At 52.2% G+C, this 22317-nt stretch carries 19 protein-coding genes; 10 read left to right on the top strand and 9 right to left on the bottom strand.

All coding sequences use genetic code 11. From position 1 onward, the window contains the following. Positions 1–30: 30 nt before the first annotated feature. A complete protein-coding gene (yieE, locus tag QNH99_RS08045; RefSeq protein ID WP_063880219.1) occupies positions 31–897 on the bottom strand; it encodes a DNA-binding transcriptional regulator YeiE in 867 nt (288 codons plus the stop codon). 17 nt (positions 898–914) lie between these two features. Next, complete coding sequence (locus QNH99_RS08040; RefSeq protein WP_410517528.1) at positions 915–1280, bottom strand: YkvA family protein; 366 nt, start codon at positions 1278–1280, stop codon at positions 915–917. Positions 1281–1382: 102 nt separating this feature from the next. Here QNH99_RS08040 and QNH99_RS08035 point away from each other — a divergent pair, with 102 nt between their 5' ends. The 3 genes from QNH99_RS08035 to nfo all read left to right on the top strand — a co-directional run bounded on the left by QNH99_RS08035 (position 1383) and on the right by nfo (position 4614). After that, positions 1383–2435, top strand: coding sequence for a YeiH family protein (locus tag QNH99_RS08035; RefSeq protein WP_410517527.1), 1053 nt, complete (start codon positions 1383–1385; stop codon positions 2433–2435). Between the two features lie 181 nt (positions 2436–2616). Then, positions 2617–3522, top strand: a complete 906-nt coding sequence (locus tag QNH99_RS08030; RefSeq protein ID WP_410517663.1) for an Rpn family recombination-promoting nuclease/putative transposase — start codon at positions 2617–2619, stop codon at positions 3520–3522. Positions 3523–3771: 249 nt separating this feature from the next. Then, positions 3772–4614, top strand: coding sequence for a deoxyribonuclease IV (nfo, locus tag QNH99_RS08025; RefSeq protein ID WP_063880223.1), 843 nt, complete (start codon positions 3772–3774; stop codon positions 4612–4614). A 43-nt stretch (positions 4615–4657) separates the two neighbouring features. Here the strand turns inward: nfo and fruA are convergent, their stop codons facing one another. The 6 genes from fruA to QNH99_RS07995 all read right to left on the bottom strand — a co-directional run bounded on the left by fruA (position 4658) and on the right by QNH99_RS07995 (position 12641). Beyond that, positions 4658–6361: a PTS fructose transporter subunit IIBC gene (fruA, locus tag QNH99_RS08020; RefSeq protein WP_241567705.1), complete on the bottom strand. Its 1704-nt coding sequence runs from the start codon at positions 6359–6361 to the stop codon at positions 4658–4660. Between the two features lie 16 nt (positions 6362–6377). Further along, a complete protein-coding gene (fruK, locus tag QNH99_RS08015) occupies positions 6378–7316 on the bottom strand; it encodes a 1-phosphofructokinase (RefSeq protein WP_063880225.1) in 939 nt (312 codons plus the stop codon). Beyond that, positions 7313–8443, bottom strand: a complete 1131-nt coding sequence (fruB, locus tag QNH99_RS08010) for a fused PTS fructose transporter subunit IIA/HPr protein (RefSeq protein WP_410517526.1) — start codon at positions 8441–8443, stop codon at positions 7313–7315. The genes fruK and fruB overlap by 4 nt, the downstream gene beginning before the upstream one ends. A gap of 384 nt (positions 8444–8827) precedes the next feature. Then, positions 8828–10114, bottom strand: a complete 1287-nt coding sequence (locus QNH99_RS08005) for an anaerobic C4-dicarboxylate transporter family protein (protein ID WP_410516242.1) — start codon at positions 10112–10114, stop codon at positions 8828–8830. Positions 10115–10432: 318 nt separating this feature from the next. After that, on the bottom strand, positions 10433–11362 hold the full coding sequence (locus QNH99_RS08000; protein WP_208625005.1) for a dihydrodipicolinate synthase family protein: 930 nt from the start codon (positions 11360–11362) through the stop codon (positions 10433–10435). 247 nt (positions 11363–11609) lie between these two features. Beyond that, positions 11610–12641: a LacI family DNA-binding transcriptional regulator gene (locus QNH99_RS07995; protein WP_109717381.1), complete on the bottom strand. Its 1032-nt coding sequence runs from the start codon at positions 12639–12641 to the stop codon at positions 11610–11612. 475 nt (positions 12642–13116) lie between these two features. Between QNH99_RS07995 and QNH99_RS07990 the strand changes: the two genes are divergently transcribed. Next, a complete protein-coding gene (locus tag QNH99_RS07990) occupies positions 13117–14499 on the top strand; it encodes an MFS transporter (RefSeq protein WP_410517525.1) in 1383 nt (460 codons plus the stop codon). 169 nt (positions 14500–14668) lie between these two features. On the opposite strand, the gene QNH99_RS07985 is transcribed toward QNH99_RS07990, so the two are convergent. After that, positions 14669–14923, bottom strand: a complete 255-nt coding sequence (locus QNH99_RS07985; protein ID WP_096010852.1) for a YkgJ family cysteine cluster protein — start codon at positions 14921–14923, stop codon at positions 14669–14671. A 288-nt stretch (positions 14924–15211) separates the two neighbouring features. On the opposite strand from QNH99_RS07985, the gene yeiP reads away from it, so the two are divergent. The 6 genes from yeiP (at position 15212) to QNH99_RS07955 (ending at position 22317) form a co-directional block, all read left to right on the top strand. Continuing rightward, a complete protein-coding gene (yeiP, locus tag QNH99_RS07980) occupies positions 15212–15784 on the top strand; it encodes an elongation factor P-like protein YeiP (RefSeq protein ID WP_063880232.1) in 573 nt (190 codons plus the stop codon). An 80-nt stretch (positions 15785–15864) separates the two neighbouring features. Then, positions 15865–16842, top strand: coding sequence for a CobW family GTP-binding protein (locus tag QNH99_RS07975; protein ID WP_145394172.1), 978 nt, complete (start codon positions 15865–15867; stop codon positions 16840–16842). 41 nt (positions 16843–16883) lie between these two features. Next, a complete protein-coding gene (locus tag QNH99_RS07970) occupies positions 16884–17591 on the top strand; it encodes a phosphatase PAP2 family protein (protein WP_410517524.1) in 708 nt (235 codons plus the stop codon). Positions 17592–18103: 512 nt separating this feature from the next. After that, entirely contained in the window at positions 18104–18673 is a 570-nt protein-coding gene (gene mepS / locus QNH99_RS07965) for a bifunctional murein DD-endopeptidase/murein LD-carboxypeptidase (protein WP_063880235.1), read from the top strand. Between the two features lie 207 nt (positions 18674–18880). Beyond that, on the top strand, positions 18881–20455 hold the full coding sequence (locus QNH99_RS07960) for a cyclic di-GMP phosphodiesterase (RefSeq protein WP_172898265.1): 1575 nt from the start codon (positions 18881–18883) through the stop codon (positions 20453–20455). A gap of 53 nt (positions 20456–20508) precedes the next feature. Beyond that, entirely contained in the window at positions 20509–22317 is a 1809-nt protein-coding gene (locus tag QNH99_RS07955) for an extracellular solute-binding protein (RefSeq protein WP_109717388.1), read from the top strand.

Below are 22317 nucleotides of genomic sequence, written 5' to 3'. Positions count from 1 at the left end.
TGATTTCACCACCAGATCGGCTCTCTGCGTTTATTCACGGCAGTAGGACAAAAACCGCGTCAGGGCCTTTGAGATGTGTTTTTGCCGATGATGAATGCGATAAAGCGTACGCGTCAGATTGGGCAACGGCGTATTCAGTTCGATAAGCGTTCCGGCGCTCAGTTGATCGGCGATGACGCGGCGGGACAAACAGCTAATGCCCATACCGTGCCGGACGGCATGTTTGATCGCTTCAGAATTCCCCAGTTCCATACCGAGCTGGAACGTCGGTAAATGGGACAATAAGAGATAGTCAACGATTTCACGGGTGCCTGAACCACGTTCGCGGAGAATCCAGGTGGCATCGGCCAGGGTTGTCAGTGTGACCGGCTGCTGCAAAATCGGGGCATCGGGCGCGGCAAATACCACCAGCTCATCTTCAAGCCAGGGCTCACTCACCAGTTCCGTCATATGACACGGGCCTTCTATTAACCCCACGTCTACTCGAAAATCAGAGACGGCCGTGATCACGTCCTGACTGTTTCCGACGCTCAGCTCTAAAGGTAAGGTCGGGAAATCACGGCGGTAGCCGGCAATCATCCCGGGCAGCAGGTAATTCCCTATCGTACTGCTGGCATAAATACGAATCGCACCGTTATCTTCTTTAAATAACTGTTCGATTTCTGTGGCCTGTTCAAGCAGCCCCACGGCGCGGGGATAGAGTAACCGGCCATGCTCGTTCAGTACCAGCCGCTTGCCGACGCGATCGAAAAGCTGAACGCCAAGCTGGTTTTCCAGATCGGCCAGGGCCGCGCTGACGGCTGACTGAGACAAAGCCAGCACCTGGGAAGCCTGGGTGGTGGAACCGCTTTTCAGCACTTCGGTGAAGACTTCAATTTGCCGCAGTGTAATGTGCATGGGAACTCCTGAATGACTTAACGCTGTACAAGGTAAATGATCAAGGCTATCCACAGCAGGAACACCACCGCCAGCACGCTGAACACTTTTTTACCGCGTACGCGTTGTTGCCGGGCACGCTCCGCGCTGCTGTCACGCACCGCCTTCGGCAGCATTTTCAGCAACAACATGGCACCCGTGGGAATGATCACCGCATCATCCAGTAGTCCCACCACCGGGATTACATCAGGAATCAAATCAATGGGGCTGATACCGTATGCCATGAGTCCTACCGCCAGGCCTTTACACCACAGCGGCGTTCGCGGATCGCGACAGGCATAGACGAGCGTTAAAACATCTCTTTTGATAAGCGTAATGAAACGCCCCAGTCGTGCGAACAGCATAAACCCTGCCTTATCACTTATAGCGGTAGATTATAAATATATAATCAATTTCACTTTTAACAAACCTGGCGTGATGATGCGTACTCAACCAGGAGCGTAATCATGGCCGACATCAGCATTTCTAAATCTCATCCCGTGCAGCAATGGCTGCCGGGCCTGTTGTTATGCGGTACGATTGCCGCCGTCACCGCCCTGCTGGATCAGGTGCCGGCCGTCTCGCGTCTGGGACTGGGTTCATTAACCCTGGCCATTATGCTCGGCATCATTATCGGTAACACGGTGTATTCACCCGTGGCCGGTCAATGTGATGCAGGGGTGCTGCTGGCAAAACAAAAATTGCTCAGGTTGGGCGTCATTCTGTTCGGATTCCGCATCACCTTACAGCAAATTACGGATGTCGGCCTGAGCGGCGTACTCATTGATGTGTTGACGCTCAGCAGCACATTTTTTATGACCTGTCTGCTGGGAAGACGCCTGCTGAAGCTGGATCGTGACACCGTGTGGTTAATCGGTGCAGGCAGCAGTATTTGTGGCGCAGCGGCCGTGCTGGCCACGGAGCCGGTCTTAAAAGCGGCCCCGTCAAAGGTGGCGGTCGCCGTGGCAACCGTGGTGCTGTTTGGCACCCTGGCAATCTTTATTTATCCCCTACTGTGGCCACTGGTTCATCATCTTTTCCCCACGGTGAGTCTTACCCAGTTTGGTGTGTTTACCGGTTCAACGATCCACGAAGTGGCTCAGGTGGTTGCCGCCGGGCACAGTATTGCGCCAGAAACCGAAAGCAGTGCGGTCATTGCGAAAATGCTACGGGTGATGATGCTGGCCCCCTTTTTACTGTTGCTGAGCGGTGTGCTTCGACGTGAACAGGCAACACAGCACAGGGCGCAGCCCATCACCTTTCCGTGGTTTGCGTTGCTATTCGTCGCTGTCGCCCTGTTCAATTCTCTGCACTGGTTGCCTGCCGGGTGGGTTAACGCGCTCAATACCATCGGTGGAATACTGTTGACCATGGCCATGGCGGCTCTGGGTTTAACCACTCGCTTTACTGCCCTGCGCGCAGCCGGATTTAAGCCCGTGCTGTTGGGGGCGCTGGTATTCAGCTGGCTGATTGTTGGCGGCGGCAGTATTAATCTGCTGGTTCAACATTTTATGGCCTGAGCGCGCGAACATGGAAGTCTCTGACCGGCTCGACGCCGAGCCGGTTATCCCGGTGCTTCGGCGCGGGCTTGACACAATGGCGACGGTTTTGCGAGACGTGCCGAACATTACCCTGCTGCTGTTAGGTGAACGTTCCTGGCTGCTTTATTTTACGCCGGTGGATGTTTACGAGCCGGGACTCATGAAGATAAAAAATACCACGCCTACGCCTCACGATGCTCTGTTTCGGCAGTTTCTGACACAGCCAGACATTGCCCGGGATTTTATGGCGATCCATCTGCCGCCATCGTTACGCGTGCTCTGCGATCTTTCTACTCTGCAACTGGAATCAGGTTCGTTTGTCGAAGATGACCTGCGGCAGTACTTCAGCGATGTGCTGTACAGCCTCAAAACCTCATCCGGCAAAGGCTATATCCATGTGCTTATCGAGCATCAGTCAGGTCCGGATAAACACATGGCCTTTAGATTGATGCGCTATGCGGTTGCCGCTATGCACCGTCACCTGCAGGCCGGGCATAAAACACTGCCGTTGGTTATCCCAATGTTGTTCTACACCGGTAAACGCAGCCCCTATCCGTATTCCCTCTGCTGGCTGGACGAATTTGCCAACCCAGACATCGCGCGGGCGCTGTATACAACGGCTTTCCCGTTGGTTGACGTAACAATTATCCCGGACGACGAGATTGCGCACCATCGCAGCATGGCCGCTTTAACATTGCTGCAGAAGCATATCCACCAGCGTAACCTGACGGCGCTGATGGACAGGCTGGTCACCCTTCTCCTGAACGAATATCTCTCTTCATCGCAGGTAATATCGCTGGTAAACTACATGATACAGGTGGGCGAAGCGTCGGATGCGCACGCCTTTGTTCATAAGCTGGCACAGCGGGTGCCGCAACACGGAGAGGCTCTGATGACCATTGCAGAACAGCTGGAACAAAAAGGCATCGAAAAAGGCATTGTAAAAGGCAGGAAGGAAGAAGCGCTGAAGATTGCCCAGACCATGTTAAATAACGGTCTTGACCGCCCTACCGTGATCAAAATGACCGGCCTGACCGAAGAGGAGTTAGCGAAACTCCGCCATTAATCCTCTGCCTTCTTCTGACTTCTGACACACATGCGCCATGGGGCAACGGCTGATTTCCCCTTGCCCAATCCCCTCTCTGAGCGCGTTCTCGCGTTAATGGCTGTCAGGAACGCGCGCTTCCCAGCCCGGCTGTTCTCCCGGTCTAAACCGCTCCTGACCTGGCTAAAAATTTCCTGCGCACCGCGCTTTGCCATCGCGCCATCGTGTATCATGCCGTTAAATCTGAGTTAAATCCTTCAGGAGAACGGCATGAAGTATATTGGCGCGCACGTCAGCGCATCGGGTGGCGTGGATCAGGCGGTGATCCGCGCCCATGAACTGGAAGCCACGGCTTTTGCGCTGTTCACTAAAAATCAGCGTCAGTGGAAAGCGGCCCCGCTGTCAGATGACACAATTGCGGCCTTCCGCGCTGCCTGCGAGAAATACCAGTTTGCGCCGGGCCAGATTCTGCCGCATGACAGCTATTTGATCAATCTGGGTCATCCCGTCATGGAAGCGTTACAAAAATCCCGCGATGCGTTTCTTGATGAGATGCAACGCGCGGAACAGCTGGGTCTGACGTTGTTGAATTTTCATCCGGGCAGCCATCTACAGCAGATCGATGAGCTGAGCTGTTTAAAACGCATCGCTGAGTCAATCAATATCGCCCTGGATCAAACCCACAGCGTCACCGCCGTTATCGAAAATACCGCCGGTCAGGGCAGTAATCTCGGCTTCCGCTTTGAGCACCTGGCAACCATTATTGAACATGTTGAAGACAAATCCCGCGTAGGGGTTTGCATTGATACCTGCCATGCTTTTGCGGGCGGTTACGATCTGTGCAGCGAAGCCGCCTGCACCGAAACCTTTGCTGAATTCGATCGCATTGTGGGTTTTAACTATCTTCGCGGGATGCACCTGAACGATGCCAAGAGCACGCTGGGCAGCCGGGTTGACCGTCATCACAGTCTGGGTGAGGGGAATATCGGTAAAACCGTGTTTAGCTGGATTATGAAAGATGCGCGTTTTGATGGCATCCCGCTGATTCTGGAAACCATTAATCCGGATATCTGGAAAGATGAAATCGCCTGGCTCAAGTCAGAGCAACGTTAAAAAAAGGAGCCTTGCGGCTCCTTTTTCGTTTTTAACTTAACTATCAGGCTTTTGCCAGCTCTTCTTCAGGACGCTTCAGTACCGCATAACCTAATCCGGCAATCGCTGTACCAATCAAAATCGCCATCAGATAACCGAGCACTGGGGTAATCGCACCAGGGATGAGCAGCACGAACAGGCCGCCGTGCGGTGCCATCAGTTTGGCACCAATCGCCATCGAAACTGCACCCGTCACCGCACCACCGACGATACAGCATGGCAGAACGCGCATGGGATCACGAGCCGCAAAAGGAATCGCACCTTCTGAAATAAAGCACAGCCCCAGAACCAGCGCGGCTTTACCGCCTTCCTGCTGACCTTTATTAAATTTACGACGCGCAACCAGCGTAGCCAGACCCATGGCCAGCGGTGGCACCATACCGGCCGCCATAATCGCTGCCATCGGCGCGTAGGTTTGTGAACTCAGCAGCCCAACGCCAAACGCATAAGCCACTTTGTTAACCGGACCGCCCATGTCGGTACACATCATGCCACCCAGGATAGCACCTAACAGGATCGCATTGGCGGTACCCATATTAGCCAGCCAGCTGGTCAAAGCACTCATGATGCCCGCGACCGGTTTACCTACCACATAGATCATCAGTAAACCGGTGATCAGGCTGGCAAACAGCGGAATAATCAGGATGGGCTTCAACGCCTCCATACTTTGTGGCAGCTTCACTTTACCGCTAATCAGCCTGGCAGCGTAACCTGCGATAAAGCCTGCGATAATACCGCCAAGGAAGCCCGCGTTAATGCTGGTGGCGATCATACCGCCAATCAGTCCAGGCGTCAGACCCGGACGATCCGCGATAGAGAAAGCAATAAAGCCTGCCAGAACCGGAACCATCAGTGCAAATGCACTGCCGCCACCGATTTGCATCAGCGCCGCCGCCAGAGTACCCGGCTCTTTAAAGGCCGTGATACCAAAAGCAAACGACAGTGCGATACTTAAGCCGCCCGCCACAACCATTGGCAGCATGTAAGATACGCCGGTCAACAGGTGACGGTAAGCGCCCGCGCCGCCCTCTTTCTTCTCTTCCTGCTGACTGTTTTGCGAGCCAGAAGGTTGGTAAGGCTTCGCTTCTGCAACCGCTTTATCCAGCTCCTGTGCAGTCTTTTTCAGCGCCAGACCGGTTGAGGTGCGATACATCGGTTTACCCGCAAATTTTGCCAGATCCACTTCGATATCCGCTGCCACAATCACCAGATCGGCTGCGGCAACTTCTTCAGGCGTAATCGCGTTACCCGCGCCAACAGAGCCGCGGGTTTCCACTTTTACCCACCAGCCACGTTTGGTGGCTTCGGTCTGAATAGCCTCGGCCGCCATAAAGGTATGCGCGACGCCCGTTGGGCAAGCGGTCACGGCAACGACGCGTTTTGGTCCATTCGCTGGCGCAGCGGTAGAGGCAACAGCCGCGGCAGGTGCTGCCGCGCTGGCTTGCCAGGGCTTAGCTTCAGCCTTAGCACGATTCAGGAACTGTTCAGGTTCGCTGACCGCCTGTTGTACATCACCCAGCCAAACGGACTTTCCGTTCAGCGCGGCATCATCCGGCACAGTTTTACCTGTGACGATCACCAGCTCGGCCTCTGCCGGGTTTTCGGTTAGTGTTAAACCAGCCTGCGCAGCCGCAGCAGCCAGGCGTTGTTTTGCCATGTAGGCAGAAGCCAGTCCTGTTGAAGGATCTTTTATCAGCAGCGTTTTCACTATCGCTCTCCTGCTGTCAGTTAACGGGTTGTAAGTCGACGCGCGCCATCATTGCGGCCAACTGGGTACGATCAGTAACGCCGACGTTGCTCTGGCTGACAGCCATCGCGGCTACCGCAGTAGCCAGACGTAACGTATGTTCACTGGATTCACGCATTAACAGGCCATAAATCAGGCCACCTACCATGGAGTCACCTGCGCCAACGGTGCTGACAACCTCGCACACCGGCGGTTTAGCAATCCATTCACCTGAGGCATTGACCCAAAGTGCGCCTTCTGCGCCCAGAGAAATCACCACATGTGCAATGCCCTGCTCACGCAACTCATGCGCTGCGTCAATCACGTCCTGGAGCGCAGGGAGTTTGCGCCCTGCCCAGATTTCCAGCTCGCGACGATTAGGTTTAACCAGCCAGGGCGCAGCCTTCAGGCCTGCCACCAGCGCTTCGCGACTGCTGTCAAAGATGATGCAAGGACAATGCGTACGCAGTTCAGTCATCCAGCGAGTAAAGGCATCGGGATCGACGCCTTCAGGCAGACTGCCGCTCACGCAGACCATGTCAAACTGACCCAGCCAGGTTAATGAATCGCTGGTGAAGCGATCCCAGTCCTGCGCCGTGACCTGGAAGCCAGAAAAGTTAAGATCGGTCACATCACCGGTTTGCTCGGTAAGCTTGACGTTGATGCGCGTACGACCATTGACGACCTGAAAACGGTTGGCGATACCCAACTCACTGAAGAGTTGCTGAAAGCCATCCTGATTGTCTTTGCCGAGAAAACCGCCAACGGTCACGTCGATGCCCAGATCTTTCAGGACCTTGGCAACGTTGATGCCTTTACCGGCAGCATGCAAACCGGTGGTTTTCACCAGATTGACTTCGCCACGTTCAATTTCGGGCGTAAAACCAACTAAATCATACGCAGGATTCAACGTGATGGTTGCAACACGTCTGGTCATGCCGCCCCCTCACCTAAACCACTGTTAATGGCTTCTTCAATGGCATTAAGCGCCTGCTGTGCATCTTCACCACTGGCAGTGAAACGCAGGCGGTGGCCTTTTTTCACGCCCAGCGCGACGACCTTCATCAGGCTGCGTCCGTTTGCCGGTTTACCGCTGCCATCAAGGTTGGTAATCGTGATGTCGCTATTAAACTGTTTGATCACGCTCACCAGCGCCGTACCCGGGCGCGCATGCAGGCCATGCTCATTGCGGATAGTAAACTCAGCCGTCAGCTGATCTGCCTGCTCGTCAACTTCGCTGGTCAGCAGGGCATAAACGCCTGCTGCATCCGCTTTCAGCAAACGGTCGGCTTTGTTGTTCTGTAACAGTGCGCTCAGATAGCCCAGGACCTCTAATGGTCGTTCATCAACAGCGGCCACGCTTACTAACATCGCCACGGATTCACCCTGATGCTCGAAGGCATTCGCCGCGCGGCTGACGGCCACTCCGCTTTGCAGATTGCCCTTGCCGCTGTCACTTAACCAAATACCCTGACCCAGGCTTACGGGATTGCCTGACACCACGTCGGCAACATAGCTGGCATCGACCACGCCAGCGGCCTGTAAGCGTCCGGCATTGAGTGCCTGCAATGTCATCAGGTCGCGTGCGTTAACGTCCAGCGTAATTAACGATGTATCGAAGCTGAATTCTGCTGATTGCTTCTCACCCATCAGCAACGCACGAAGATCCTCGGCGGAGGCGGTTTTGAGCTGTTCAGCAATGCTGTCGTCGCTGAGTACATGGGTCAGCTGGCGCAGCAACGCCAGGTGTTCATCCGATTTCGCGGCAATGCCAATCGCGACATAGGCAGTTTGATCGTCACCCCAGGCAATTCCCTGTGGAAACTGGAAGACCTGAACGCCGGTTTTCAGCACCAGATCGCGCGTGTCGGTGGTGCCATGAGGAATGGCGATACCATTACCCAAAAAGGTTGAGGTTTGCTGCTCACGCGCCAGCATGCCATTGACGTAACCTTCCGCCACGTTACCTGCAGCGGTAAGTGCCGCCGCAACCTGACGAATCGCATCTTCTTTGTTTTGGGCGCTGGCTCCGTTATGGATGGCCTGCAATTCGAGCTGGAACATAATTCTCCTCGCTTGCTGATTGAATCGTTTCAGCTCATTGGTGTTGGAACTTGCTGTTTGAACCCGTGAAGGTTGTTACAGCAACGCTGAAACGTTTCAGGGATTGTTATTCAGCTTGGCTTTACAGGCAAGAAAATGCGTAAACGACATAACAGATCTTTGACGTTACGCACAATTCAGAGAGGTTGGGAAATTATCTTAAAAATAGTGCTGAAGTCTGGACGACACAAGGTCAGTCTTTTCAGAAGGATTTCAGCAGCGTCAGCTGACGCCGCAAACACAGTCACCTTAAGCTCAGGAAGGCACCTTGCCCGACAGTGATAGGCCATCCGCACGTGCACAACAGCATGGACCGCACGTTAATCCCCAGGATGAGGCTAAAGGTTAGAACAGCATGGCTAAACCAGCGGCAAAAAGCATCGACAAGCCGGTGGCCAGTAAACCTGGCAAAATAAACGGGTGATCGATTACTCGTCGGCCCAGACGAGTGGAGCCGGTATCATCCAGCGCAACGGCGGCCAGCAACGTGGGATAGTTAGGCAAGATAAACAGGGACGCGGTTGCCGGAAAACAGATGACAAGTGTGGCGGGCGCAATGCCCATGCTCAAGGCCATCGGAAACAGAATTTTGGTCGATGCCGCCTGAGAATAGAGAAAACATGATGCCAGTACGATAATCAGTGCCAGTAACACTGTGGAATCCAGAAAATAGCGCGCGGCCATATCCTCTAACCACAGGCGATTGCTCTCCATAAACGTGGAACCCAGCCAGGCCACGCCAAGTATACAGATACAAGACGTCATACCGGTTTTAAACACCGATGACCCCGGAATCGTATGCACATTCACCCGACATAACATGACGATAGCCATTGCCACCGCTAACATCACGGCAATGCGCGCCTGTCCGCTATTGAGCACGGGGCGAGTAATGATTTCCAGTTTGGGGCTGCTGATAATGGCATAAATCAGCACCGTCACCAGGCCAATAATAAAAATCAGAACCGAACGTCTGCCGTGAATAGCGGAATGCGTAAGCTGCACGGTTTTCACCGCATTATCCTGATGTTCAAGCTGGTCAGTGTGACGTAAGCGATCCCACCACAGGTAAAACAATGCGGTACATAAGAGCGCCATGAAGGTGGCAGGAATGGTCACGGCAATCAGTTCTATATAGCCCCAGCCGTGCGGCCCCTGTTCCAGAATACCAGCGAAAAAAATCACGGCTGCCGAAATGGGTGATGCCACAATGCCAAGTAACGATGCGGCGACAGAAAGCGCTAATGCGCGGGTTGGACGAAGATGATTATCTTTGGCTACTGCCACAATCACGGGCATACAGGCAAAAGATACCTGCCCAGTACTGGCCATCATGGTCAATAACCAGGTTGAGAGCGGCGCCGTAATCACCAACAGCCGTGGATAACGGCGTAAGGCACGCTCGGTCAGTTGCACCAGATAATCAATGCCTCCTGCCTGCTGCATGGCCGAGATGGCGACAATCACCACCATGATAAATATCATTACCAGCATCGGCAGGTCGCCAGGTGTGGCACCCAACGCGCACAACATTAATACTCCCGCTCCGCCTGCAAACCCCACACCGATACCGCCAATACGCATGCCTAAAAACAGGAAAAAAAGCACGGTCATAAACTGTAGTATTAGCATGATTCCATTCCTTCTGACTGCGTTTTACACAGCTACCGCCCACACTCAATACGGGTACAGGCTTCATTTCCCCGCGCAAGGCTGTATCAGGCTATTTGTCGATATGTCCTACAGAGAAATGGAACACGGCTTAATAACCGTTTTCTGCGCATCGGGTGCACTTAGGGGCGTAAATTCTTTTTGCGTTGATTTATTATTTCTCTGGATGCCTGCCGGTAAGCAGACCGGGACATCTCAGAGAAATACGTTGAATCGCGCTACGTCGTTACGACAGGCAGTTCCCACATTGATGCGTCCTGCCTGCCAGACTCGCCCGTTTTATTTCACCCGACCCAGCTCAGCAGCACGCATTGCCGCGTGAATCTCTTCTGCCGCGCCTTCACCCAGCGGTAACAGCGGTGAACGGACAGTGGCATGTTCCAGAATGCCACGCGCAACCAGCGCATGTTTAAGTGCGACGGTGCCTTCCATATGTGAACCACGATGGTACACCGCTTTAGTCACAGGCATCAGTCGGTCATGTAATGCACGGGCTGTCTTATAATCCTGCGCTTTACCGGCATTGATCATTTCAATCAGTGGCTCAGGTGCAATATTGCCGTAGCCCACCAAAAAGCCATCAACATCAAAAATGGTATGCAGCAGATATTCATCATGGCAGGTCAGAATCTGAAGATCGGGACGTTCACGGCGGATGACAGGAATTTCAGTATCCCAACGACGCATGTTGCGTACACCATTTTTCATCGCAAACACGCCCGGCTGAGCGGAAATATCCAGCAGTGTTTTCAGGTTATAGGTGGCTTTAGTGACGTCGGGATACTGGAATAAGATAAGCGGCAAGCCACTCTCTTCATAAACGACGCGATAGCGATCCTGTGGCGCGCCGTCCTGATAACCAAAACGCAACCAGCCGTGTGAAGGATAAAGTAAACCGGCAGCCGCCCCCGCCTCAACAGCGCGTTTTGCCTCACGTGCCGCCACTTCAGTTCCTTCCCCAGTAATACCGGCAATGACGGGGATCTTGCCTTCAACGGATTTTACAAATGCCCGAATGACGTCGGCCTGCTCATCCTGGGTCAGAAACGTGCCCTCACCTGCGTGCCCCAGGACCACCAGCCCTTTTACGCCGTCAATACTTCCCAGCCAGCTGCCCAGACGTTGAATAGCGTCAAAATCGACTTTTCCTTCGCGAGTGAATGGGGTAACGGGTGCTGGGGTTAAGCCTCTGAGGTCGATATTAATCATAATTAACTCCTTGATGTAATAGACATTTACTCATAAGTACAGTCAGGATGAAAAATAAATGCAAACGTTACTGCAATCGTTTTCACGTAAGTTAAATTCGCAATGTAATCTCATCGCGTCAACCGGCAACTGTTAATAAGTGCGGCAGCCATCACAAAACATCCAGGGAGAAATTCATTGTCTGCGATCCAGATCGCAGAGGGTTCATGACCGCATTACACTCGCAATGCAGTCATTGGTCAGACGGTTACTGATGAGGGGAAGCGGTGGATTTTCGCGGGATTAACGTGGGAATAATGGTCGATAAATGCGGCTCATTCCTGCCATTGATGAGCATATCCACGGCATTACCTGCAATATGTTCCAGTGGCGTACGCACTGAGGTTAAGGCGACAGGCAACCGGCTGACGAGAGGAATATCGTTATATCCTACCAGTGACAACTCTTTACCAATGGTGATCCCTGCATGATGCGCCGCCGCCATCACGCCAATCGCAATCTCGTCATTGACGGCAAAAATCGCTGTAGGCCGCGAGGAATGGTTTAACATCGACGACCCCACCTCTTCGCCCGACTGGATATTAAAGTCAGAGGAACGACACCACTCTGGTCGAACAGACAAACCGGCTTCCTTCATTGCCCGTTCAAAACCTTTACGACGATTCAACGCATTGGAGGCAAAATCCGGCCCACCAATCATACCGATTTTTTTATGGCCTAAATCGATCAGATGGCGCGCGGCAAGGTAGCCGCCCATTTCGTCATCACCCACGGAAGAGGGGCTTACGCCGTCGGTGCGCAATACCAGTACGTGCGGTATTTCACGTTCCCGCAGCGTCTGGGGAAGCGGATCGCCCAGACGGCAGGTTGAAAGAATCAGTCCGTCGACGCGTCTGTCCAGTAAGGATTCAGCGGACGCTTTTTCCTGTTGCGGGTCGTCACCACAGGTCGCCACGATGGCAAAGTAGCCGCGTCGTGAGGCAGCAGTGGCGATAGCCTCAAACAACATCGCCGTCACCGCATCCGTCATGCGGGGAACCAGTACACCAAGCGTACCGGTGTCGCCCCTTCGCAGGCTGGAGGCAACATAATCGCGCCGATAGCCAAGTTCACGAGCAACCTGGCGAACTTTTTCAGCTGACGCGCTTTTTGACTGTGGAAGCCTTTCATCCAGAATTCGCGATACGGTTGAAATGCTTACGCCTGCGGCATTGGCAACATCACGCATCGTTATCAGCCTTTTATCCGACTGTTCCTTTTCCTGGCTTTCCTGATCCATATATCACTCCGGGGATTAATGTGGGTGGCAAAGATCCATCTGCAGACGGCAACAATATACAACAGACGCGATAACAACGGGATACGCGGTTAACATGCACTGCCTGGGGGCCGCACTTATCCTTCTCTTAACGCTCACAGGGTGCCATTTTCAGCCATTACGCTCTTATAGTTCTCCCCCGCCGTAGCCTGTCCGCAAACTCAATGAGAAAGAGTATGACCTGATTCACGCTTTTTTGATTGCCTGAGAGAGGAATGTGAACTCGTTAACAATTAACTACGCCGCTTGATTGACGCAGCAGAATATTAAACCAACGATAACCCATATGAAAACGATTGCATTAACGTTTTCATATTATCAATTTGCATATTTTTTTATGCAATAACCATCAGTGAGTGGGCGGTAAACGTATGGCTCCGGCACGGTCGTTGTCTTGCACGTTTGCCCCCTATCCATCACTAAACAGGGTGTCACTATGTCAACTCAGGTTATCGCTTCCCACGCCAGTCCCGCCGATTCATCTGTATTACTGGCGCGGCTTGAGCGATTGCCCATCACACGCCGGTTAATGGCTATTCGTGTTGTGGTGGGGCTGTCCACTTTTTTTGATGCCTATACCATTATTGCTATCGCGTTTGCCCTGCCACAGCTGACGCAGGAATGGGGACTCACGCCGACATTTGTCGGTCTGATCATTGCAGCAAGCTATATCGGGCAACTGGTAGGTGCACTCTTTTTTGGCACGCTGGCAGAGAAAATTGGCAGGATTGGTGTTTTGCGTATCACCATCATTATGTTTGTCATCATGGATGCCGCCTGCCTGTTTGCCTGGAACGGCTGGTCGATTCTGGTTATCCGTTTTTTGCAGGGGCTGGGAATTGGTGCAGAGGTCCCGGTCGCCAGTGCCTATATCAACGAGTTTGTCGGTGCAAAGAAACGCGGCCGTTTTTTTCTGCTGTATGAAGTTATCTTTCCGGTTGGCATGATGTGTGCCGGTCTTATCGGGTTCTTTCTGGTACCGTTTTATGGCTGGAAAATCATGTTTCTCATTGGCCTGATCCCCTCAGCCCTGGCGGCACCTTTGCGCTGGTTAATGCCGGAATCTCCGCGCTGGTTAGTCTCTAAAGGCCGCCATCAACAGGCTGAAAAAGTTGTCCAGTCCTTCGAGGCAGAAGCTGTACGTCGTGGTATGCCATTACCCGAGCCCGTCATTAAACCTGTAACGGTGATACCCGCGTCATCCAGCGGGGTGAAAGCCCTGTTCTCAGGTATCTACAAATCCCGGACGTTTATGCTGTGGGGTTTGTGGTTGACGGTTTATACCATCAATAACGGTATGGTTACCTGGTTTCCAACCATGTATAAAACCCTGTTCCACCTGCCGTTAGAAACCAGCCTGGCCTATGGGTGGATCACCTCGGCCTGCGGCGTCATTGCCTCTGTAATTTGTGCCTTTAAAATCGATCACGTAGGGCGTAAGCGCTGGTACAGCTGGGCATTTATGCTGGCCATTATTCCGCTCATCGTGCTGTGTGTATTAGGGGCTAATGCGCCCTGGCAGATACTGATCTTTGGCAGCATGGCCTATGCCATTTTGCAAACTATCGCCTTCTCACTTTATCTCTATTCTGCCGAACTCTATCCGACCCGGCTTCGGGCGACAGGTACTGCCTTTTCCAGCGCCTGGCTACGCGCCGGGTCATCTGTTGGGCCATTAATGGTGGGGTTTATTGTGTCTGGCTTTGGGATCAGATTTGTTTTTATCACGTTTGCCGTCATTGCCCTGATCGGTGGCGTGATCACCCTGCTGTTCGCGATTGAAACCAAAGAAAAGTCGCTTGAAGAGTTATCCCCTTAACCAGGCAACAGCACACCGATAATGAAGTCAGTTACATCGCCATCATCCGGTTTTGGCCATGCGCCACCGAGAGCCTGGTCAGCGCATCGTTAACAGCCTGATTTTGGGACGGACAGAAGGAAAAACCAAACGCGCGGTGATAGCTCAACAACAGGGAGGCCGAAAAAGGTTATGGCGCGGTGCTCTGCTCAAGGTGAATCAGATATTCCATGGCGTAATGACGATTGCTGCCGCACATCTCAACCGATGGCTGAAGTCCCGCACACACGTCTGGCCGCAGGGGAGATGCAAAAATTTTGCAGAGGTTATTATCCGCAAGCTGAATGCAGCGCGTATTAGCGGGTTTACCCTGAGGCATGCCAGGAATGGGCGAGGAAATGCTGGGGGCGATACAACAGGCACCGCAATCTGTACGACATTCCATCTTTCACATCCGGGATAGGGTAAACCGCGGACGATAACAGAATGGGGATTACCCCGACATCACTTTTACAGAAAAAGAGGTTAACGCCTAAGCGAACGGCATTGCGGTTTGTGCTGAAATCGCCGTTGCAAGGGGAAGACCTCGTAAAACCTGGCTTATCTACTCATAAAACCGGCCTGTTCTGCCCTGCCACTCACTATCGACAACAAAATTTTTCGCGCTATCTTGCCTGTTAAGAGGCGCGCGAGTAACGTTGCGCGCACTATTACTTTGCGAGTGAGAACAGCAATGCCAAAAGCGAATGAAATTAAAAAAGGAATGGCCGTTACCCACAATGGAAAACTGCTGCTGGTCAAGGATATTGACGTCCAGAGCCCCAGCGCGCGCGGCGCGGCAACGCTTTATAAAATGCGCTTTACCGATGTCCGCACCGGGATGAAGGTCGAAGAACGCTTTAAAGGCGACGAGATTATCGAGGCTATCTCTCTGAGCCGCCGCAGCGTCACCTTCTCCTATATTGACGGTGATGAATACGTCTTTATGGACGATGAGGATTACACGCCTTACGCCTTCAAAAAAGAGCAAATAGAAGAAGAGCTGCTGTTCATTCCGGAAGGTGGCATTCCCGGCATTCAGGTTCTTACTATGGACGGACAGGTTCTGGCGCTGGAATTACCACAAACCGTGGACATGGACATTGTGGATACCTCGCCCGGTATTAAAGGCGCGTCAGCCAGTGCCCGCACCAAACCTGCCGGGATGAGTACCGGTTTAGTTGTTCAGGTACCGGAGTACCTCAGCAACGGTGATCGCATCCGAATCCATGTGGCAGAACGTCGCTATATGGGGCGCGCAGACTAATTGCCTGCGCTACAGGCTGGCGGCTGAATAATGTTATAATATAACAACATTACCTTTTTTATTCTGCAGGAGCCGCTGGCATGACGCGCGTTAACCTTCTTACCGGATTTCTGGGCAGTGGTAAAACCACCACGCTGCTTCATCTGTTAGCGCATAAGCCCGAAGAGGAAAACTGGGCTGTGCTGGTGAATGAATTCGGTGAAGTTGGTATTGATGGTGCGTTACTCGCCAACAGCGGTGCCATCCTGAAAGAGATACCCGGCGGTTGCATGTGCTGCGTCAACGGACTGCCCATGCAGGTCGGGTTAAACCGACTGTTAAAGCAGAATAAACCCGATCGCCTGCTGATTGAGCCCACTGGACTGGGCCATCCGCGCCAGTTATTACAGATGCTGACCTCGCCGGTTTATCAGCCCTGGCTCGAACTGCAGGCAACGCTTACCCTGCTGGATGCACGGCAACTTGCAGATGAGCGCGTGGCGAAAAATGAAAACTTTCGCGATCAACTGGCCGCCGCCGACATTATTGTCGGCAATAAACGCGATCGCTGGAGCGAAGCCGATCGGCAGCGCCTTGAGCAGTGGCTTGCCGCACACCAGGACGATCGTCAGTTTGTTACTGCCGAGTTTGGTCAGATTCCCCTCGCTTTGCTCGACAGGCCGCAAGGGAAAGCGCGCGCCATTCCGCATCCGGCCCACCATCATCATCACTCAGCCCCGGCCAGTGGTATTGCCGCAATGCGACTCGACGGGCACGCAACCTGGCGTCGGGCGGTCAATCAGGGTCAGGGTTATGTTGCCTGTGGCTGGATTTTTGATGATGAAACGGTGTTTGATACTCTGCCGTTGCTGGAGTGGGCGCGGCTTGCCCCTGTCGATCGGGTTAAAGGCGTGCTGCGCATTGCGGAGGGTGCCGTCAGCATTAACCGTCAGGGAGAAGACGTTCATATTGAAATACTGGGTTCAACCCCGCCAGACAGCCGCGTTGAGATGATTCATTCCTCATCTGCCGACTGGAATAGTCTACAATCCGCTTTGTTGAAGATTCGTTTAAGCTGACATGGTTAAGGTCGGCGGTTATTTTTTATTAGGGCAGAATTATGCACGCAACACGCCTTGTCACCATCCTGCTGCTGAATGCACTGGGAATGATGCTGTTTTTTTCCTGGTATTTACCACCTGGTCATGGGTTTTGGTTTGATATCGATAAAGGGATTTTCTTCGCTTTCAATAATGAGATGGTTAATTACCCGGGCTTTGCCCTGCTGGTCGCGATTACCAACTTCCGCGGTTTTGACGCCGTGTCATTACTGGTAATGGGCTTGCTCTATCTGTGGCTATGGCAACGGGAAACACCGACAGGCCGACGTCGTATGCTGGCCATTGGCATTACGATGTTGCTGACAGCCGTCATCCTGAATCAGGCCGGTCATTTGCTACCGGTGAAGCACGCCAGTCCAACGCTGTTTTTTGAAGGGGTTCATCGCGTCAGTGAGTTGACCGGCATTCCAGCCAAAGACGCGTCTAAAGACAGTTTTCCAGGCGATCATGGCATGATGCTGATGATCTTCGCGGCATTTATGTGGCGCTATTTTGGCTTTCGCACATTTTTAGTCAGCGTGGTCATTGTGGTGGTGTTTTCTCTTCCACGCATAATGGCTGGTGCACACTGGTTTACCGATATTGCCGTTGGATCACTTTCGGTTACGCTGGTGGGATTGAGTTGGTGGTTATTAACCCCGGAAAGTGATTACCTGGTTAATTGGTTTTATCACAAATTACCGGGTAAAAATAAACCCCAACAGTAATTCATTAGCCCGGGCGGAATAATGTTTACATTATAAACCGCCCTTATTTATAAAAAACCGAATGAAATAATTAGCAAGCTAACTAGAAATCCCTTTTCTGAACCCTATGATAATCCAGCATTTAGCGTCAGCCCGCAACGCTCGCGGCGCTGCCGTGCTTCTGTTAACCCACACTATGCCTGGAATTAGCGCCAGATCATCCCTTTCCTCAGGTTATCAGCCCTGAATAACTGTTGATAAAGTGAACAAGTTATTTAAGTTTGATAAGTATCAAAAAAACCTATCAGAATTTGATTAAAAGCTCTCGCCACGGCCTCTGTAATCGGTTAATCTCGGTCGCAGTGAGAAAGAAGTAGCAGTATTAAGCACGCTTTCATCGGTAAAATGTGGTGATTTACACAATTTTATAATTAAAGCATTGTCTTGTTCTGACTGGCTTATTAATCTCATTCCGTTTTGTCATCTGGCTGGCGACAATCTTGTCGTAAGGACTTCGAAGGAAAACCCGTATAATGGTCAAGTCTCAACCAATACTGAGATATATCTGGCGGATAGTGCCCGCTCTTGCGCTGGCAACACTTCTCTCAGCTTGTAGCAGTACCCATAACACCGTAAAAAACGAGAATCATGAAGTTAACAACCAGAATGGTTTTTTACTTCAAGCGTCTCAGGATGAGTTCGAAGAGATGGTGCGTAACGTCGACGTTAAGTCGCGCATCATGGAGCAATACGCAAGCTGGAAAGGTGTACGTTACCGTCTTGGCGGTGATACCAAGCGTGGTATTGATTGTTCCGCTTTCGTTCAGCGCACTTTCCGCGAACAGTTTGGCTTAGACCTTCCCCGCTCCACCTCCGAGCAGCAGGGAACGGGTAAAGAAATTTCTCGCACCAGACTGCGTCCAGGTGATTTAGTTCTGTTTCGTGCAGGCTCCACTGGTCGCCATGTGGGTATCTACCTCGGCAATGACAATTTTGTTCACGCCTCAACCAGTAGCGGTGTCATGATCTCCAGCCTTAATGAAGACTACTGGAAAAAGCGTTATAGCGAAGCTCGCCGGGTCTTAAGTAAAAACCCGAGCTAGTGCTACTCTCGAACGTCCTCTCAGCCAGAGAAAAACAGAACGCTGCCTTTGCAGCGTTTTTTTTTGAATCCCTCGAATCCGCGTAAAAATACTTGTTTATCAAAATAATAACGAGACATTATTAACAGACTCGTTATATTCTCAGACGCAAATATTCGGGCGATTGCGCACCATTAAGTTTTGTATTTTGATCAGGGGAAGCACTTCATGCCATTGTCGCGGGCGCTGATACGCCAGGCAACTTATCCTCGTCGAATCGCGTGGAATAGCGCGATTGTTGGCAGTCTGTTTTTTTTGTTGTTAACCTCTGTTTTACTTACCGAGACTCAACATCAACGGGAAAATCAACACAAGCAGTTGCTCATCGACAGCAGCAACGACTTCCAGCGTCACGTGGCGACGCTGATTACAGATACCCTTTCTCCCCTGCTTCCGTTCGTCCAGTCAGAATGCTATATCGGCAATCATGAGTTAACTGCACGTGCCGCGTTTGCCGGCGACATACGCGCCATCATTTTAGTGAAAGACGGTAACGCCTTTTGCTCTTCAGCCACCGGCAGCTTTTTTCAGCCACTGAGCGCGATTTCGGCCCGTACCGATACCACACGCGACCGGGACATCCGTTTATTGCCGGGTACCCCTATGCAGCCGACGAAACCGGTACTGGCGATATGGATCAAGCAACCCGGCACCCTACAGTCCGGCATCTTTACCACCTTGAATCTGAGCCTGGCCGATTACCAAATAAAAGCGTCCTCGCATCCTGAAATTACCGGGATTGCGATACTCGCGCATAATACCGCGATGACCAGCTGGCAAACCACTCTCGTAAGAAATCATCAACTCCCTCCACCGTTAACGCAGATCACTATGGACGGGCTGCCGTTCCAGTTTGCACTCTACGGCTCAACCTTATCCGCAGGCGATTTCCAGACCATTATGTTGAGTAGCCTGTTGATGTCATTACTCGCTGGCTGTACGTGTTGGTTTTTACTGACCCGGGTTCAGCGACCCGGTAAAGAAATTACTCTGGGCATCCGGCGTGGTGAATTTCGCGTCGAGTATCAGCCTTTAATTACGGCTCAGGATGGCAAATCTTACGGTATGGAGGCGCTGCTACGCTGGACGCATCCGTCCGGTGAAACGGTCTCACCCGATATTTTTATCAGTTACGCTGAAGCACAAAACCAAATTATCCCCCTGACCCGCCACCTGTTTGAACTGGTCGCCCGCGATGCACACCAGCTACGTCATAGCCTGCCCAAAGGAACCTGCCTCAGCTTAAATATTTCCCCCCTGCATCTGAGCGCCTGCAGCTTCCGTGACGATGTCCTGTACTGGCAGGACAATATGCCTCACGATCATTTTCAGTACGTCTTCGAAATCACTGAACGGGCCGTAGTTGAAAACGGCAATGCGACTGAACTGTTTCACTGGCTACATCAGCGGGGAATTAAAATCGCAGTGGATGATTTTGGCACCGGGCACAGTGCGCTAATCTATCTTGAAAAGTACCCTTTTGATTATCTGAAAATTGATCGTGGATTTGTGCAAAGTATTGGCACCGAAACGATCACTTCACCCGTGCTGGATACAGTGTTACAACTGGCTAAAAGGCTCAACCTGATGAGCGTGGCTGAAGGTGTGGAAACCGATGAACAAGCCAGTTGGCTGATCAACCGCGGCGTCACCCATTTACAGGGGTATTTCTTCAGTCGGCCGTTACGTCCAGAGCAGGTAAGAGACTATTTTCAACGTCAAAACAGTCAACCCTCGCGTTAATCACCGTCGATTATCGCTGCGGTGCAAGACACTCACAGGAGAGAACATCCCTTATGCCGCTCCGCTTTGTCATTTTGCTGCTGTGTAGCTTGCTCATCACCCCGCTGCATGCTTCTCCCGTTCAGACAAGTTACACCTTTGCTCAACTGGGATCGCCGAAGTACCCCAGAGACTTCCGTCACTATGACTATGTGAATCCTGCGGCACCAAAGGGCGGCAAAATTGTCCTGTCGGTCATCGGCACTTACGATAACTTCAACCGTTATGCCTCACGAGGCAACCCTGGCGTCGGTACCGGGCCACTGTATGACAGCTTATTCACTACCTCGGATGACGAAACCAGCAGCTACTATCCGCTGATTGCTGAATCAGCACGACATCCTGATGACTTCAGTTGGATGGAAATTACGCTTAACCCCCGCGCACAGTTTCACGATGGTTCTCCCATCACGGCTGACGATGTGGCCTTTACTTTCCAAAAATTTATGACCGAGGGCGTTCCACAGTTCCGAATATTTTATCGTGGTGTAACAATTAAAGCCCTTAACCCCCAGACGGTACGAATCACCTTACCGGCCCCGGATAAAGACCTGATGCTGGGGTTGCTGACGCTCCCAGTGATATCTCAAACGTTTTGGCAGAATAAAAAATTTAATGAGCCGCTGAGCCAGCCTCCGTTGTCGAGCGGGCCTTATCGCGTGAGTAAGTGGAAACTGGGCCAGTTTATTGAATTCAGTCGGGTCAAAAACTACTGGGCGGCGGATTTGCCGGTCAATCGTGGCCGTTTCAATTTTGATGTCATGCGTTATGACTATTATCTGGATGACAACGTTGCGTTTGAGGCATTCAAAGCCGGTGCCTTTGATCTCCGCGAAGAAACGTCGGGGAAGAAATGGGCCACCCAGTATCTGGGTCGTAACTTCGATAATCAGCAGATCGTTAAAGAGACCACGCCGAATACGGCCTCAATTGATACGCGCTGGCTGGCGCTGAATAATGAAAAACCCCTGTTTCACGATCGCCGGGTACGGCAGGCAATGGCGCTGGCTTTTGATTTCGAATGGATGAATAAAGCACTGTTTTATAATGCTTTTAAGCGAGCCAGCAGTTATTTCCAGAATACGCAGTACGCGGCGCAAGGCGTGCCTGATGCTGCACAGCGGAAAATACTGGCACCGTTCAAATCACAGTTACCTCCTGAAATCTTCACTGAAGCCTATGCGCCCGCGAAAACTGACGGCAGCGGCTACGATCGCGCTAACCTGCTTAAGGCCATGTCACTGCTGAATCAGGCTGGCTGGCATATCCATAACCAGCGCCTGGTGAACGATAAAACCGGGCAACCCTTTACCGCAGAGTTGTTGCTGCCTGCCGGTGTGAATAGCGAGTGGGCGCTTCCCTATCAGCATAGTCTGTCGCGGCTGGGTATCACGTTAACCCTGCGCCAGATTGACAGCTCGCAGTACCTGCGCCGCCTGCGTAGCGGCGACTATGATATGGTCAGTAATATTTATCATGCTATGCCGACGCCCTCACGCAATCTGCAGGCCAACTGGCAGTCAGACTATATTCAGTCTTCGTGGAACACGGCGAGGGTAAAAGATCCCATGGTCGATAATGTTGTCAAACAGATCATCGCTCATCAGGACGATGCCGACGCGTTGCTGCCGTTGGGACAGGCGCTGGACCGCATCTTGCTGTGGAATGCGTATATGATCCCGATGTGGTATAGCGCCGAGCAGCGGCTTGCCTTTTGGGATAAATTTTCCCATCCTGCCGTTAAACCTGCCTACAGCACAGGTGTGGATAACTGGTGGTATGACGTGAATAAAGCCGGGCGACTGCCGGCCGACAGACGCTGA

Origin of the sequence: Pantoea allii (assembly GCF_046529425.1) — a bacterium.
Taxonomy (GTDB): Bacteria; Pseudomonadota; Gammaproteobacteria; order Enterobacterales; family Enterobacteriaceae; genus Pantoea; species Pantoea allii.
Note: the sequence above shows the minus strand (reverse complement) of the source record. Positions and strands in the feature narration are given on the sequence as shown.